The organism is Pusillimonas sp. ANT_WB101, assembly GCF_008369125.1.
Classification (GTDB): Bacteria; Pseudomonadota; Gammaproteobacteria; order Burkholderiales; family Burkholderiaceae_B; genus Allopusillimonas.
Genome location: NZ_VOAY01000001.1, coordinates 1166520 through 1181915, shown reverse-complemented (window position 1 = coordinate 1181915; position 15396 = coordinate 1166520). Strand labels below are relative to the sequence as shown.

The window sequence follows — 15396 nt, the reverse complement described above, 5'->3', positions numbered from 1 at the left end:
GGATCATCTAGCGTGCGGAGTATCCAACGCCTGCCTCAGTAAGTCAAAACCTGATGTAAGCAGGCGCTTCATGGTTTCTTCGCTGCTAAAGGCGGCGTGCGCGGTTAGCGTGACGTTTTCGAGCGTTGTAAGTTCGTGGTCGACGGGCAGGGGTTCTATGTCGAACACATCTAGCGCTGCGTGAGCGATACGTTGGGTTTTCAGCGCTTCTATCAAGGCGGTTTCGTCGACGAGTGCACCACGCCCAACATTTACAAGAATGGCGGTTTGTTTCATTAGGGCAAACTGTTGCTTGCCAATGATGCCGCGCGTGTCATCGTTAAGCGCCAAATGCAGCGAGATGACGTCTGAGGTGCTGATAAGTTCGTTAAGTTCAACCTGTTTGCAGGGGAGGTCGTCAGGAACCGGGCTACGATTCCAGACGACAACTTCCATGCCGAACGCGTGCGCCATGGATACAAGCTCTTTTCCGACGCCGCCAACCCCGATGATGCCGATGCGTTTACCGGCAAGCTCTACCCCGATTGGTGTGCGCCAAATACCTCGACGCAATTCACGATCCATGACGGCGATATGACGCGTCGCGCTGAGCATTAACGCGAAGGCGTGTTCAGCAATGGTTCTGTCACCATAACCGCGTACGGTGAGTACGTCGATTCCACGTGCTTGCGCAGCAGATAGATCAATGTACGTGGATGCGCCTGTACCCAAAAAAACAATGGTTTTGAGGGCGTGGTAGCGTTCGAGCAGCGCCTCGTCCATGATGGTGTGCCCATTGATGATTCCCACTGTGTCTTTCATAAGCGCGTCGAGCTCAGTCGCTGTCGGATCACCCACATGCAGATGTAAGCCAGGGATCTTATCAAGTATGGAGTGGGCCTTTAGCACGGAGTGCCCGTACGCAGTGCAATCGATATAGGCCGTTTTCATGTGTTCACCGAGTTAGATTGATAGGTAATTTAAGGGCTGGCGTTCAGATACGTTGTTTTTATCTGTTGACAAACTTAGTTAATAAAAACACTTAAACACTTGACTCTAAAGGTGTTTGTTTCATGCCTAGGTGCAGTCGAGCGGCGCTGTTAATGTGATAACGCATTTCGGCATCTGACACGGCGACATCGCGCCGACTTAGCGCGTTAAGTATGCGACCGTGTTCGACAATGACGCGGTCAGACCATGTGGGCGTGGTTGACGGGGTTTGCCCGCGAGCCAGTATGACTTTGTCGTGTACGGAAGCCAGTTGCTGCTGCAACAGGGTATTGCCGGTCAAATGAGCGATGGTCAGATGAAACTCGCTGTCTAACGTGTTCAGGCGGTCAATTTCTTTTACCTTTAATGCGTCAACTTGTTCGTTCAAACAGGCGTTAAGGGTGTCTAGCGAGGCTTCGGGCGCGTATTCGATGAAAAGCCGAACCGACATGCGTTCTAACGCTTCTCGCACTTCATACAGATGCCGAATTTCCAGCGGTGAAAGCTGGGCTACATAATAAAAGCGGCCACGACGTCGAACGAGCCCTTCTCTTAACAGGTCGTGCAAGGCTTCGCGTACAGGTGTTCGGCTTACCTGAAATTTAGCCCCCAGATCCGTTTCTTGCATGGCTGTAGAGGGGGTGATTTCTTGTGAAAGAATCGCCGATTTCAGCCTGTCATAGACGGTGCTCGATAACCCGCCGGCTTTTACTGGCTCGGGGTTGATCATAACGGGATGGGCCATGCTAGACATATGAACCTCCTTCTTCGTGCTTTCAGTATACGTTAATTTATTTGATGTTATAAAATTCAATAAAAATAAGCGATATATACGGGAAATCCCCATTGTTTAGTACGGCGAGTTACCTTAACGTATACCGAACGCAGTTTACATTGATGTGAAACTTACAGAACGCATACTTTAAAGGTAGCCTCATGTCTCGTCAAAATGATGGATCACGATACGGAAATAAGTTTATTGGCGGCGACCCCGGTTCTTTAAGTCGACGTCAGTTTGGTGGTTTGGTGGTTGGCGTGGGCCTGTCGTTGACGGGTTTGGGCTCTTCCCGTTTCGCGTCGGCCGCAATTACAGAAACGTTGACGCCCAAGAAGGGCGGCAGAGTTCGAATTGCGCTCAATTCGCAAGGTGCCAACGACACGTTTGACGGAGCACGCGCACTAAATCCAGGCGACTTTATTAGATGTTCAAGTATTTTCAGTTACCTGACTCGCATGGACACAGATGGCGCGGCGCTGCCTGAAGTGGCACATTCGTTTGAAAGTGGTACTGATGGGAAAAGCTGGGTCTTTCAGATAACGCCTGGGGTTATTTTTTCAGACGGTACGCCGCTCACCATGCAAGACATCATTTTTTCGTTGATGCGTCACAAGGAAGAGCGTGTTGTTTCCAGCGTGAAGCAACTTATGACCAACGTCAAAGAGGTACGCGCCGACGGCCCACAAACCATTGTGGTCGATCTGCTCGAAGCCGACGCCGATCTGCCTGTTACGCTGAGTACGAGTCCATTTACCATGGTAAAGGATGGCACCTACGATTTCTCCAAGCCTCTGGGAACAGGGCCCTTTGTAGTCAAAGAGTTTACGCCTGGCATACGCACGGTTTGCGTGCGTAACGACAAGTATTGGAAATCAGGCCAACCTTATATCGATGAATTTGAAATGTTTGCCATTGTCGATCAGGTAGCGCGGGCAAATGCCTTGTTATCGGGTGATGTGGACATGGCCGTCGACATACGCGGCCAAAGTATCGCAAAGCTGCAACGCTCAGACAATGTTGAGCCTTACATAACAAAGGCGCCGCGGTATACCGCAATCCAGGGGGCCGTTAACATGGCACCCGCAAATAACCCCAACGTAGGCTTGGCGCTTGCGCATTTAATGGATCGCGAACGTGTGTTGCAAACCGCGCTGTTGGGTAATGGCGTTATCGCCAACGATTATCCGATTATGAGCAGCTCGCCGTATGCCAATAAAGAGTTGCCCCAGCGCACGGTTGATCCTGATAAAGCCAAGTTTTATCTTGCAAAAAGTGGGGTGGGCGCAAACAAGGTACCGCTACATGTCAGCGATGCGTCCGCGTTTAGCGTTGAAATTGGCCAGTTTTTACAACGCGAGGCGGCAGGCATTGGCTTGAATCTCGATTTGAAACGCGACCCTGCGGATAGCTACTGGTCTTCTATTGTGGGTAAGCGCCCGTTTTTTGCCACGACTTTTAATCCGCGGCCTACGTATAACTTGTTATTGAACTTGACGTGGAAGTCTGGGGCGCCATGGAATTTCTCAAATTACAGTAACCCTGAACTCGACAAGCTTATTGATCTTGCGCGCGCCACGCTGGACGAGCCTAGGCGTATTCAAATTTATCATGACATCGACACCATTCTTCATAACTCTGGAGCCTTGGTGCTGCCCACCTTTATTAACTTTGTCGATGGCATATCGAAACGAGTCAAAGGTATGAAGCCTATTCCCATTGCCCCTATGGGTGGCTGTTTCTTCACAGATCAAATTTGGCTGGAAAGCTAACTTAACCGTGTGCGTCTGTGTAGTTGGGCAGCTTTTTCTGGCATGCCAGGCACTCACGCGTGAATGTGTCTTCGGTATTTACAAGCATTCTTGTAAATACCGAGGAGACTCAAAAAGGTAAATGATGGCGAAGTTTCTGTTGAGCCGCACTGTACTAGCCGTGTTTGTTCTATGGCTGGTATCCGTTCTTGTTTTTGTGGGCTGTCAGATCTTGCCCGGTGATGTGGCGCAATTGGCGCTGGGGCAATACGCCACGCCGGAAGCAGTCGAAACATTGCGCACGCAAATGGGTTTGGATCAATCGCCTGTTGTGCGCTATGTCCAATGGTTTACGGGCATGCTGCACGGCGACTGGGGTCACTCTCTTTTAACAAACGTGCCGGTCAGCAGCATGCTTGCAGAGCGGGCGGGCAACACCGCCTTGCTCGCCGGGCTAACCACGCTTATCGCCGTGCCTCTGTCAATTACGCTGGGGCTTTTACTGAGTCTGGGAACTGGAAAATGGGCTGATCGCTTCGGCTCAATTACGGTACTTGCGCTTTCTGCAACACCGGAGTTTCTTATCGCTACGCTGGCTGTGCTGGCCTTTGCCGTCAAGTTGCAGTGGTTGCCTGCGATCTCATACCTGACACCCGGTTCCAGTTTATGGGCGACAGCCCAAGCGTTGTTTCTGCCTGTCATGACGTTGGTCGTTGTCGTTACAGCGCAAATTGCCCGCATGACACGCGCCATTATCAGCAATCTTTTAAGCCAGCCTTTTGCCGAAATGGCCATGCTCAAAGGGGCGTCGCGTTGGAGCATCGTGCGCAAGCATGCTTTGGTGATGGCCGTAGGGCCCATCGCCAATGTGGTTGCTTTGAACATTGCTTACTTGGTTAGCGGTGTGGTGGTGGTAGAAACCATTTTTTCGTATTCAGGGTTGGCGCGCTTAATGATTGATGCTGTGCTTGCACGCGATATGCCCGTTATTCAAGCCTGCGCCATGTTGTTTAGCGCGGTGTACGTCATTTTGATTTTGTTGTCAGATACGCTTGCCACGATCTTTGACGTGCGCCGATCCGTAACGACCAGGTAGTTAAAAAGGAAACCATGTCATTGAGCAATTCAGCCCAACAAGTGGCAACGGATCAAGATATGCTCGCTGTTCGCAAGAAACGCAAGCACTCGCCGATATTGTGGTTCTCCGGCCTGACGCTGCTGTTTTGCGTGTTGGTGGCCGTGTTTGCACCCTTGCTGCAGCCTTATGACCCGACCGCATTTGTATCGTATACGCCTTTCGAACCTTCCAGCGCTCAGGCCTGGTTAGGCACCGATTTTCTGGGCAGAGATGTGCTGTCACGTTTAATTGGTGGGGCGCGTCTGACGCTGCTCATGGCGGTCAGTGCCACATTAATTGCGCATGCCGTTGGTAATGTTTTCGGTCTGTACGCGGCAGTGCGAGGCGGCTGGGTTGACATGGTTTTATGCCGTCTGGTGGATGTGATTTTGTCGTTACCGAAAATCATTGTTGGATTGGTGATCGTGGCAGCGCTGGGTTCCTCTATTGAGGTCATCGTTGTGATGACTGGTTTAATTTATTCTGCCAGCGTTTTTCGTATTGCTCGCTCGTTGGGGTTAGACGTAAGCCAGCAAGACTTCGTAACGGCGGCGCGTGCGCGCGGCGAAGGTACGTCGTGGATTATTTTTGGTGAAATCGTGCCCCACGTGGTGTACCCGCTTGCCGCTGATTTTGCGATTCGTGTCAGCTTTGCGATTTTATTCATGAGTAGCCTTAGTTTTCTGGGGCTAGGCGTGCAGCCTCCCTTTGCGGATTGGGGAGGGTTGGTACGCGAGAATCTTGATGGCATAGCGAATGGATCGTATGCATCGATCTATGCCGCGCTTGCTATTGCGGTCGTATCTGTCGCCTTGAACCTGCTGGTTGATGCGACCGGAGAAGAGAGTGCTTTTGCGGAGTCGCAAAAATGATAGATTCGCCATTGCTTGAAATTAAAAATTTACAGGTATTTCCAACCTTGGGGCTACGGCCGGCCGTTAACAACATATCGCTCACCGTGAACAAAGGGGAAGTCCTGGCACTGATCGGCGAATCGGGCTCGGGTAAAACAACGTTGGCACTTAGTGCCTTAGGGCATATCCGGTCAGGGCTTGTTGCACGAAATGGTACGGTCACGCTTGATGGCGTTGACATGTTCCACGTCAACAAGCGCCGCTTGCGTTCAATGCGCGGAAGTGTTGTTTCATACATTGCCCAAAGCGCAGCGATGTCATTTAACCAGCGCATGCGTCTGGATAAGCAAGTGACCGAGCCCGCGTTAATTCACCATTTAATGTCGTCGGTCGATGCCGTGGCGCGCGCGCACAACCTGTATCGCGAGCTTGACCTTCCTGCGCCAGATACCATTGGTTCACGTTATCCGCATCAGGTGTCAGGTGGGCAACTGCAGCGTTTCATGATTGCCATGGGTTTGCTGCTGCATCCCAAACTTGTGGTCTGCGATGAGCCAACCAGTGCGCTTGACGTTACGACCCAAGTAGAAGTTTTGCGTGCCCTGAAAGGTGTGATCCGCGCCAAGCAGACTGCTGCACTGTTTGTAAGCCACGATCTGGCCGTTGTAACGCAAATCGCTGATCGTATTGCGGTTTTACGCAAGGGGGAACTGATCGAGGTGGGCACGACGGCTGAAATTATTGAAAACCCGCAGCATCCGTACACCAAGCAGCTTATCGCCGCCTGCAGCCGCTGGCCCGTGACTAGTTTGCCTTCATCTTCGCGGGCAACGAACACATCCGCGAATTATCTAGAAGTGACAGACTTGTGGGCAGGCTACGGCGCGACAGATGCTAAAGGCATGCCTGCGATACCTGTTTTGAAGGGGCTGTCGTTTGCGTTAAAGCAAGGGCAGGTCCTTGCCATTATCGGTGAATCGGGTTCAGGCAAAAGCACAATGGCTAGCGTTATTGCAGGCCTTTTACCGCGTGCGGCAGGCAATTTACGGGTGGGGGGAGAAGTTCTTCAAAGCCGTATCGTATCCAGAACACCAGAGCAGTTAAGGCGTGTGCAGATGGTGTTTCAGTCTGCCGATACGGCGTTAAATGCCAAACATACGATAGGGCGTATTCTGGAACGCGTTCTGAAATTCTTTGGCCATGTAAAACCCGCAGACAGGCCGGCGCGCGTCAAAGCCTTGCTTGAAATGGTAAACCTGCCTGAACACTACGCGTCGCGCAAGCCCGGCCAGTTGTCTGGCGGCGAAAAACAACGTGTCAATTTGGCTCGTGCTTTGGCCGCCGAACCTGATGTGCTGTTGTGCGATGAGATCACCTCGGCGCTAGACACCGTTGTCGCAGCGTCAATACTTACTCTTATTAAAGACCTTCGAGATCGTTTGAACCTGGCTATTGTTTTTATTAGCCATGATATGGCGACAGTGGCCTCGTTGGCCGATCAGATTATGGTGCTGCAAAACGGTAATGCGGTGGAACAAGGTTCGGCTGCAGACGTTTTACTGAATCCACAGCATGCGTACACCAAACTTCTCTTGCGTTCTGTACCCGAGTTGCGACGCGGTTGGTTGGAAGAGGTGCGTCCCGATCATGATGATCGCGTCGTCGTGGCCTAATGAATTGGCAAATAACAAATGAAACAGGCGGAACATACTGTGGGTAAAAAGCTTTCGGAGATCGAGGGTCAAGTCTTTGATGTTGTCGTAGTGGGTGGAGGTGCCTCGGGTGCCAGTACTTCGCAGAATTTAGCGGCCAAGGGCTATAAAGTGTTGCTGGTGGATAAAAGTGACTTTGCCAGTGGCACAAGCAGCCGATCCAGCCGGTTGCTGTACTGTGGCCTGGCGCATTTGTCGCCAGACCACCCAATGTGGCAGTTTATCTTGGGGCCGTTTGATCTGATGCGCAGAGTCCATATGGCGCGGCTTGCCATGAAATGTCGTACGCAGATGGTAAAGACCATCCCCGAACGTCTGATTGCCCATCAGTTCTTCTTTCCGGTGCATAAAGACGGGGATTTTCCAGGGTGGAAGGTAGACCTGGGTTTTCGTCTTTTAGAGCTTATTGGCTTTTCCAAGGTGCGACTTAATTATCAGCGCTTAGGGATAAAAAAAGCGGCAGAAAAGTACGGTATGGTCAAGTATTTGGCCCAAAACAAATCACTTCAAAGTGTTGGCGTATACACAGAATATCAATACAACTGGGCTGAGCGAATTTGCGTAGACGCGATTCTGGATGCCGAACAGTTGGGGGCCGTCATTTGCAACTACACCGAAGTTACGGCGCTAAGTTCTCAAGCTGATGGCTCGTGGCATGTATCGCTTGTCGATAAAAGTGGTTCGGGCCAGCACGCTCAGGTTACCGGGCGTGTATTGATCAATACGGCAGGGCCTTGGGTTGATCGCGTTATTGCCAAAGCCGATGCGCCCACAGGTAAAAAGCATTTAATCGGTATTAAAGGCGTCAACATTTTGGTTAAGCTGCCACCAGAATGCGAGGGCCAGGGTCTGGAAACCATTAGCAGCATTGGCCAGCCTTTTTACTGCATGCCTTGGGGCACACACCATTTCTTTGGGCCGACTGATACGGTTTTTGAGGGTGACCCCGACGATGCGCGCGTACTGCCCGAAGAAATTGAATACATTCTTAAAGAAGCAAACTTCTTATTCCCAAGCCTGAAGTTGACAGAAAAAGACATTGTGCACTCCTGGTGCGGGATACGTCCGCGCACAGCTGCAACTGGTGAAAAAGACATTATCAAATTATTGAGTATCCACGATTTGGATACCGAAGGCATGCCTAATGCGATGGCATTGACGGGCACGCCCATCATGAATCACCGCTATGCCGGTGAAAAAATAGCAGAGCGTGTCGGGCAGATGATCAAGCCCACCTTAAATGAGAATACGCTTTCGCATGCTGCCAGGCTGTTTCCTGAGGATGCGTCTTCAGAGCCGGTTGATCCTGATTTCCCCCATGTAAGTATTGCGGATTTGCGCCATGCCGCACGGTATGAGCATGTGCAAACGTTAAGCGATTTGATGTTCAGACGGGTCGGATTGGGATGGGGGCCAAAGATGGGGTTGAATGTTGCACAGCGGGCGGCCGATGCTGTGGCCGATATCCTGGGCTGGGACGCCCAAGAGGTGGACAGACAGGTAGCCGCTTATGAATATTTTGTCCGGGATAACTTTAATCCATCGTATACCGGCAAGGACATTGGGTCATGAGTGCCTCGGATAACATTTTCCATCCCGACTTTGTTGTGCAGCCCTATTGGTGGGATGCAAACCCGCCGACCGAGGAACGTAACCCACTTCCTTCAAAGGTCGATATCGTTATTGTCGGCAGCGGTTATTGTGGGCTAGCAGCAGGTTTGGAACTGGCACGATCAGGCCTTAAAGTTTGTGTGTTGGATTCAGGCAGGATAGGCGAGGGTGCCAGTACGCGCAATGGGGGCATGGTCAGCGGCGGGCTTAAGGTTCCCGAGGCCATGCGCAGTAAGCTTGGGGCTCAGCGGTTTAATCTGGTTCAGCGCGATTCGGTCGCATCGTTCACGCATTTTGAGGAGTTCTTGAAACGCGAGAACTTTGACATTAGTTATCAACGCTGCGGCCGTTTTACCGGCGCGCACTCGCGTGGTGCATACCGGCGTCAAGAACGGCAGGCTGCGGATTTGGTCAACAAGATGGGGCTGACCGTAACCATGGTGCCCGAATCAAGGCAGCATGAGGAAATCGGCAGCGATTTCTACCACGGGGGCATGGTTGTAAACGAAAGTGGTGGCATTGACCCGGCGCGTTACCATCGATTGCTACGTGAGGCGTATCAGGCAGCAGGCGGAACGTTGCACGGCTTTGCAAAGGTTGAAAATATTGCCCCGACTGCCGGGGGCTTCACGGTAACGACCTCCCGCGGCACGATTGCGGCTACCCAGGTTTTTGTGGCCACAAACGGGTACAGCGGTAGCGCTATGCCTTATCTTCAGCGGCGTATTATCCCCATCACAAGTTTTGTGATTACAACCGAAGAGCTGCCACCTGAACTGATTCTGAAACTAAATCCGAATAAGCGCATGCTGGTAGATACCAAGCGGATTCTTTACTGGTATCGTCTAACACCCGACAATCGTCGAATTATTTTCGGCGGCCGCGCGAGCTTTCGCGATGTTAATGAGCGCGAATCGGCAGGCAGCCTGTACCAATTTATGTGTGGTATTTGGCCGCAGCTACAAGGCATTAAATTGACGCACGCCTGGAAGGGCAATGTGGCGTTCACGTTTGATCACTTACCCCACATGGGTGTTCATGAGGGCGTTCATTACGCCGGTGGTTGCCAGGGTGCTGGCGTGGCCATGGCAACGTATCTGGGCCACCAGACAGCGCTCAAGATAATTGACCCTCAAAGCCCGCGCTGCGGCTTTGATGGCTTGCCTTTTTCTTCTAACCCGCTTTATTACGGCAAGCCGTGGTTTCTTCCGATTGTTGGAAACTACTACAAGGCACTGGACCGGTTGGAACAGCGAACGGGTTGGTAGTAAGACCAGGCCTCGGCCAGGCTACCCCCGACAACGCCAAGTGCGATGGCCCCAGCGCTTTGCCGCTAGATCAGCTTGAGCCGTTTTTAACGCAGCTAAACGCGTTGGATGATGTGGTGAAGTCGTTTACGCCTATTCATATTGCGTAAGGCCCAACCCATTGCGAATGTCGTACGGGTCGGGCGGGGGTAGCGACCCGTAATCCATGACACAGATACAGGTACAGGAAGAAAGCGTTGGGACTGGCTTGTTTCGTGCTCTCTGGCTATGCATCGTCTCGACTGTTTTCCGGCGTGGCCGTTTTGCGAAGTTTCGACGGAAAGGTGGCAGCTGACAAGGTAATAAAAAAGAGGCGTAAATAAAACATGATGAATACCGACTCGGTGAAATAGCCGGCAATTAAACCGGCACAAAATTTTATTTATATGCCTTAAATTATTATATAATTCCTTTATAATCAGTCAGTTAGCGATTGTTATAACGAGCAAGGAAAGCGGCAAATGTTTAACTCATCTCACCAGTTTCAGCCTTTGCTTCCGAGCGAAGAGGCGCGCGCGCGTCTGGCACCTAAGGTGAGTGAGGTTCTTGATCACGCGACGAAGCTATCGGCCGGCGCTCATTGGGTTACTGCGCTGAAAATACGCGAGCTCACACGATCGATGAACTCCTTCTATAGCAACCGGATCGAAGGGCAGGGAACGCACCCTCTTAATATTGAACGAGCATTACATCACGACTTCTCTGACCGCCCAGATATAGCCAGGCGACAACGTTTGGCTATTGCCCACATTGAAGCGGAAAAGGCGCTTGAGGCGCAGTTGGGTCAGTCACGACTGGCCCTGTCGTCAGGTATCGCAGTTTCAGCTCACAAGCAGTTGTACGAAAGGCTCCCCGAGCACGACAGATTCTCTCATGACGGTATCATCGTTAAGGGTGGCGCGATGCGAGAACACGATGTTCAGGTGGGGCGTCATGCTGCTCCCGCGTGGGCTTCGGTTCCAGTTTTTCTGGCTCATTGGGATAAAACTTATAGCAAAGATTGGGCCCCGCACGACCTACTGATTGCCGCCGCATGCGCCCACTATCGCTTTGCGTGGGTTCATCCGTTTCTTGATGGAAACGGCCGGGTCGCTCGGCTCCAAACGCACTTGGCACTTCTTCCTATTACCCAGGGGCTATGGTCAGTCAGTCGTGGGTTTGCTCGCGATGTTGACAGGTACTATGGGGCTCTGGCCTATGCAGATAGCCCAAGGCAAGGTGATTTGGATGGTCGGGGAAATCTGTCCGAGAAAGGCTTGGTTTCTTGGGTTGATATATTTCTTGATACCTGCCTGGATCAAGTCAAGTTTCAAAGGAAAATGCTTTCACTGGAAGAGATGAAGCCGCGGATTCAGGCTCTCATTACTTTTTTGTCTGCTCAGAACCCTGGTGTTCGCAAAGAGGCCATATTACCTCTGCAGCACCTTTTTATTGCCGGGCCAGTGAGTCGAGGTGATTTCGCGCAAATGACAGGCCTAGGGGAAAGATCAGCCCGGTATTTGACCTCGGCCCTACTCAAAGAAGGCCTGATTCAAAGTGAAAGTACCAGAGCACCTATTGAAATCGGGTTTCCACTAAAGCACCTGAATTTTTTGTTTCCCAATCTATACCCAGAAGCTAATACGCATAACTTTGACGACCAAGGGTAAGGGGTTTAAGCGCTAGGCTGTACCAGATGATTAGTGGAATTTCAGGTGCCACGTTGGGATAAGACCTACTCCTTAATATGTTTTTGCAAAGCTTGGTACGCGGCAAGAACAGTTTCCATTTGTGCTGTGTGGCCACGGATGAAGTTTTCACCATAAATGGTTTCATCCGGGTATTCGGTGATTAGCGTAATGGGCACGCTATAGGCGTTATCTGCAGTGATCAGGCACGGAAACCCATTAATAATACGAAAGCCTGTTTCGCCGGCGTGTTTTTCAAACAAGGCGATTTGTGCATTATTTTGCTGCACTAGCCCGTCGATGGCTGCCAGGTGGCGCGTTACATGGTCAACCAGTTTTTCTGCTTGCTGCGTCCAGGCTACTTGATGGCGTACCACCAAGAAAAAGCCTTTGGGCAAGGTCCACATGCCGAAGCCGCGCGGTATATAGCCCGAAAGAGGTCGTGTCCATTCGTGTGACGGATAGCCGTGCAAATTGACGTGCAACTTTGCGCCTGTTAGCGCTTGTGCCTTGGTGCGAATGGCTTTTTCGCCCAGCTTTTCAGCGCTGCGGTATTCCAAGTCATCACCCATGGCGGTATAGCGGGCCGCATGGTGCATGTGTTTAGGGTTGACGGCGCAAAGGCGACGATGCAGCTCGTAGCCGTCGGGGTTTTCAAGCGGCGAGATGGTGAAGTGCGCGTTTTTGCGGGTTATGAGCTGCTGCGCGGCACGCAGCGCGCCGACGACGCCGCTTGTTTCATTGGCATGCTGAGCACCGCTAATCATTATGGGCGCATCGCTGCCTTTGATGTAACGACCGTGCACGATACGGCCTGAGCGCGCGTGGGCTTGGTAGTGTTCACCACCCAGGGTGTCGAGTTCTTGGAGAATTTGCGCGGCAAAAAGCGGCGCCTGCGCTGTGCTGAGTTGCTGGTGGGGGCCGGTGCTGTCTTCGGTGTTGAGCTTTCTGGTGCTGACGCGCACAGAGGGTGCACCGGCGTGGTAGGTAATTTCAGGCACAATCTGCCCGGGTTGCAAACCTCGGTCGCCCAGTGGCCTACCGGATTTTTTCTGAAAAAACTCCAGCAATGAAAAATAAATATCTTCATGCAGGGCTTCAGTAAGGCTGATTACTTCTTCTGCGTACGGCAGCGCGCGGTCTTTAAACGGTAATTGCGCCGAAACGTTTAGTTCTTCGAAATAGGGCTCGGTATTACCCCAGTCGTACGCAGAAATGGCCGCAATGGCGTCATGAAACAGTTGTTCAAGGTCGGTTTCAAGGCGCTCAGCGCTTTCTTGGCCTTCATGGTTTATGTTGAGCCAACCCGTGGGCGACAGCAATGTTTGGCCGTCAATATCGCTATGGGTGCGATTTGGGGCAAATACCTGGTGGCTTTCTTCATGGCCATCTTGATAAGTGAGATTTACATGATAGGTAGAGTTTGCTGCATCGGTGGCGTAAAACTCAACCGTTGCGTCACCCACTAGCTTGGTTAGCGGGTAGGTTTCAAGCAAAAAGCGGTTGGGCGCACACGCTTCATGCATGGGGTAGCCAATGCTTGCCGCCGCAAGCGCAGTGCAGTCAATTTCTTCTATAAAAAAATGCACAAGCGGCTTATAGGCACTGCGCAAGGTGGCGTTTACACCCGCGGCCTGAAGTGTATGTTCAGCCGCTTTGCGGCTTTTCTGGTCGTCGAACAGCCACGCTTTAAGGGTTGCGCCTTGCATTGCGGGCTTGGCAAAGCGAGTGACCAGGCTATCAATGCTGCGTTGGTAGCTTTTTTCAAAGATGGTGCTCATCGTGATGTTCTGCCAGTGGGGTCGAGGCTGTCGCGCAACCAGTCGCCGAGTAAATTAAGGCCGAGTACCGTCAAAAGAATGGCCAGGCCCGGAAATACGCTTACCCACCAAGCGGTTTGTAAGTAGGTGCGGCCATCTGCCAGCATGCCACCCCAGCTCGGTATGGATGGGTCAACGCCCAGGCCCAAAAAGGTTAGGCTGGCTTCGAGCAGTATGTTGTTGGCCATGTTAAGCGTCATTAGCACAATAACTGGCCCCAGCAGGTTGGGCAGCAGATGCTGAAAGATAATGCGCGCGTCTTTTACGCCAATGGCGCGCGCAGACAAGATAAACTCACGTTCGCGCAATGCCAGTACAGAGCCGCGCACCAAGCGCGCAAACTGTACCCACTGGGACACAATCAGCAAAATAATGGTGTTCATTAAACTGCCGCCAACAATAGCAATAAACGTAATGGCCAGCAAAATAAACGGCAGGGCCAGTTGCACGTCGGCAAAGCGCATAACCACCATGTCAATAAAGCCGCGGTAGTAGCCGGCAATTAGCCCCATAACCACGCCTAATACCACGGCACCGGCCACGGAAGCAAAGCCGATTAACAATGAGATTTTGCCGCCGGTTACTACGCGCGCCAGTACATCACGCCCCAGCGGGTCTGTGCCGAATATGTGGCTGGCATTGGTAAATGGCGCTACAAGACGTGCCATCAGGTTGATTTTTTCACCGCTATCTGAAAATAAGAGCCCGGAAAATAATACTGACAGGCAAATGATAAGCATGAGCCCGGCACCGACAATAAACTCAAGGCTGTTCAGGCGACTGAGAAGCAGGGAGGAGGAAGTTTTTGCAGCCATGGTCTACTCCGTGCGGATACGAGGGTCGATAAGGCCGTAGGCAATATCGACCAGAAGGTTGACGCTAACAATTAACAGCGACAGCACGGTGATGGTTGCCTGAAGCACCGGGTAATCACGACCCGATACGGCATCAAAGGCCAGTGTGCCCATTCCCGGCCAGTTAAATACACGCTCAATAACCACCACACCGCCCAGCAGGCCGCCAAACTGCAGGCCAAAATACGTGATGAGTGGAATGGCGCAGTTGCGCAGGGCATGCTTATACAGCACGGTGTTTTCGCTTAAGCCCTTGGCACGCGCAACCATGATGTATTGCGATTGCAGGGTTTCGAGCATCGCTGTGCGCACCAGCCGTACATTGGTGGCTGTTAGGATGATGCCCATGGTTGCCGCAGGCATAATAAAGCTGGTAAAGCCGCTCATGCCGCTGGGTGGCAGCCATTGCAGGCTAATGGCAAAAATGAGCACCAACATGGTGCCCAGCCAGAAATTAGGGAAAGACAAGCCCACCAAGGAAACGATACGGATCAGTTGATCTGACCATTTCCCACGCGACACGGCTGCCTTAATGCCTAGCGGAATCGACAACACAATGGACACCGCCATCGAGGCAAAGGCCAACATCAGTGTGGCGGGCAATGCGTCTTTGATCAGCAGTGAAACCTGCGTACCACCAAGAAAGCTGCGCCCAAAGTCTAGCGTGAATATGCCCTTGATAAAACTGAGGTATTGCACGAGAAAGGGTTGGTTTAGCCCCAGGCCTTCGCGTATGCGTACAAGATCAGCCTCGGTTACGCTGCCAGCACCTTGCGTTAGCATGAGGGCGGGGTCGCCGGTTAGCCGGATTGCAAAAGCAACCGTCAATGTCACCACAATAATGACAAAGATGGCTTGTAAAATTCGTTTGATCAGAAACCCGGTCAAGTCTTCTGTCCTTCAGCAATAGATGCGCGATGGTGAAATTACCGCGCCAGCCTATGCCAGCGCGGTATGAC

General features: G+C 51.9%; 12 protein-coding genes and 1 pseudogene. 8 read left to right on the top strand and 5 right to left on the bottom strand.

Annotation, left to right across the window (positions count from 1 at the left end; translation table 11 throughout):
• Positions 1 to 3 precede the first annotated feature (3 nt).
• A complete protein-coding gene (locus FQ179_RS05410) occupies positions 4 to 930 on the bottom strand; it encodes a 2-hydroxyacid dehydrogenase (RefSeq protein WP_149396212.1) in 927 nt (308 codons plus the stop codon).
• 91 nt (positions 931 to 1021) lie between these two features.
• On the bottom strand, positions 1022 to 1723 hold the full coding sequence (locus tag FQ179_RS05405) for a GntR family transcriptional regulator (RefSeq protein ID WP_188074503.1): 702 nt from the start codon (positions 1721 to 1723) through the stop codon (positions 1022 to 1024).
• A 182-nt stretch (positions 1724 to 1905) separates the two neighbouring features.
• Between FQ179_RS05405 and FQ179_RS05400 the strand changes: the two genes are divergently transcribed.
• The 8 genes and pseudogenes from FQ179_RS05400 to FQ179_RS05365 all read left to right on the top strand — a co-directional run bounded on the left by FQ179_RS05400 (position 1906) and on the right by FQ179_RS05365 (position 11745).
• Entirely contained in the window at positions 1906 to 3516 is a 1611-nt protein-coding gene (locus FQ179_RS05400) for an ABC transporter substrate-binding protein (RefSeq protein WP_149396210.1), read from the top strand.
• A gap of 121 nt (positions 3517 to 3637) precedes the next feature.
• Positions 3638 to 4591 (top strand): ABC transporter permease, encoded by a 954-nt coding sequence (locus FQ179_RS05395; protein WP_223146191.1) that lies wholly within the window; start codon positions 3638 to 3640, stop codon positions 4589 to 4591.
• Between the two features lie 14 nt (positions 4592 to 4605).
• On the top strand, positions 4606 to 5484 hold the full coding sequence (locus tag FQ179_RS05390; protein ID WP_223146190.1) for an ABC transporter permease: 879 nt from the start codon (positions 4606 to 4608) through the stop codon (positions 5482 to 5484).
• A complete protein-coding gene (locus tag FQ179_RS05385; RefSeq protein WP_149396209.1) occupies positions 5481 to 7139 on the top strand; it encodes an ABC transporter ATP-binding protein in 1659 nt (552 codons plus the stop codon). The genes FQ179_RS05390 and FQ179_RS05385 overlap by 4 nt, the downstream gene beginning before the upstream one ends.
• An 18-nt stretch (positions 7140 to 7157) precedes the next feature.
• Entirely contained in the window at positions 7158 to 8750 is a 1593-nt protein-coding gene (locus FQ179_RS05380) for an FAD-dependent oxidoreductase (protein ID WP_149396208.1), read from the top strand.
• Positions 8747 to 10057 (top strand): FAD-binding oxidoreductase, encoded by a 1311-nt coding sequence (locus FQ179_RS05375; protein WP_149396207.1) that lies wholly within the window; start codon positions 8747 to 8749, stop codon positions 10055 to 10057. Before FQ179_RS05380 ends, FQ179_RS05375 begins: the two co-directional genes overlap by 4 nt.
• 26 nt (positions 10058 to 10083) lie before the next feature.
• Positions 10084 to 10206 (top strand): annotated as a pseudogene (locus tag FQ179_RS22605) (3-deoxy-8-phosphooctulonate synthase); the annotation flags it as partial.
• A 423-nt stretch (positions 10207 to 10629) separates the two neighbouring features.
• Positions 10630 to 11745 carry a Fic family protein gene (locus FQ179_RS05365; RefSeq protein ID WP_255474839.1) on the top strand — a complete coding sequence of 372 codons (1116 nt, stop codon included), beginning with the start codon at positions 10630 to 10632 and terminating at the stop codon, positions 11743 to 11745.
• Positions 11746 to 11810: 65 nt separating this feature from the next.
• On the opposite strand, the gene FQ179_RS05360 is transcribed toward FQ179_RS05365, so the two are convergent.
• From FQ179_RS05360 to FQ179_RS05350, 3 genes are read right to left on the bottom strand one after another with little or no spacing between them, the layout of a single operon-like run.
• Positions 11811 to 13544, bottom strand: a complete 1734-nt coding sequence (locus FQ179_RS05360) for a M14 family metallopeptidase (protein ID WP_149396205.1) — start codon at positions 13542 to 13544, stop codon at positions 11811 to 11813.
• Positions 13541 to 14398 carry an ABC transporter permease gene (locus tag FQ179_RS05355; RefSeq protein WP_149396204.1) on the bottom strand — a complete coding sequence of 286 codons (858 nt, stop codon included), beginning with the start codon at positions 14396 to 14398 and terminating at the stop codon, positions 13541 to 13543. Before FQ179_RS05355 ends, FQ179_RS05360 begins: the two co-directional genes overlap by 4 nt.
• 3 nt (positions 14399 to 14401) lie before the next feature.
• Positions 14402 to 15325, bottom strand: a complete 924-nt coding sequence (locus FQ179_RS05350) for an ABC transporter permease (protein WP_149396203.1) — start codon at positions 15323 to 15325, stop codon at positions 14402 to 14404.
• Positions 15326 to 15396 lie beyond the last annotated feature (71 nt).

What these genes read in the sequence shown, in the direction of transcription:
- FQ179_RS05360 (WP_149396205.1), bottom strand. Translation starts at nt 13,544, where the DNA reads ATGAGCACCATCTTTGAAAAAAGCTACCAACGCAGCATTGATAGCCTG.
- FQ179_RS05410 (WP_149396212.1), bottom strand. Translation starts at nt 930, where the DNA reads ATGAAAACGGCCTATATCGATTGCACTGCGTACGGGCACTCCGTGCTA.
- FQ179_RS05380 (WP_149396208.1), top strand. Translation starts at nt 7,158, where the DNA reads ATGAAACAGGCGGAACATACTGTGGGTAAAAAGCTTTCGGAGATCGAG.
- FQ179_RS05405 (WP_188074503.1), bottom strand. Translation starts at nt 1,723, where the DNA reads ATGTCTAGCATGGCCCATCCCGTTATGATCAACCCCGAGCCAGTAAAA.
- FQ179_RS05375 (WP_149396207.1), top strand. Translation starts at nt 8,747, where the DNA reads ATGAGTGCCTCGGATAACATTTTCCATCCCGACTTTGTTGTGCAGCCC.
- FQ179_RS05385 (WP_149396209.1), top strand. Translation starts at nt 5,481, where the DNA reads ATGATAGATTCGCCATTGCTTGAAATTAAAAATTTACAGGTATTTCCA.
- FQ179_RS05355 (WP_149396204.1), bottom strand. Translation starts at nt 14,398, where the DNA reads ATGGCTGCAAAAACTTCCTCCTCCCTGCTTCTCAGTCGCCTGAACAGC.
- FQ179_RS05390 (WP_223146190.1), top strand. Translation starts at nt 4,606, where the DNA reads ATGTCATTGAGCAATTCAGCCCAACAAGTGGCAACGGATCAAGATATG.
- FQ179_RS05400 (WP_149396210.1), top strand. Translation starts at nt 1,906, where the DNA reads ATGTCTCGTCAAAATGATGGATCACGATACGGAAATAAGTTTATTGGC.
- FQ179_RS05395 (WP_223146191.1), top strand. Translation starts at nt 3,638, where the DNA reads ATGATGGCGAAGTTTCTGTTGAGCCGCACTGTACTAGCCGTGTTTGTT.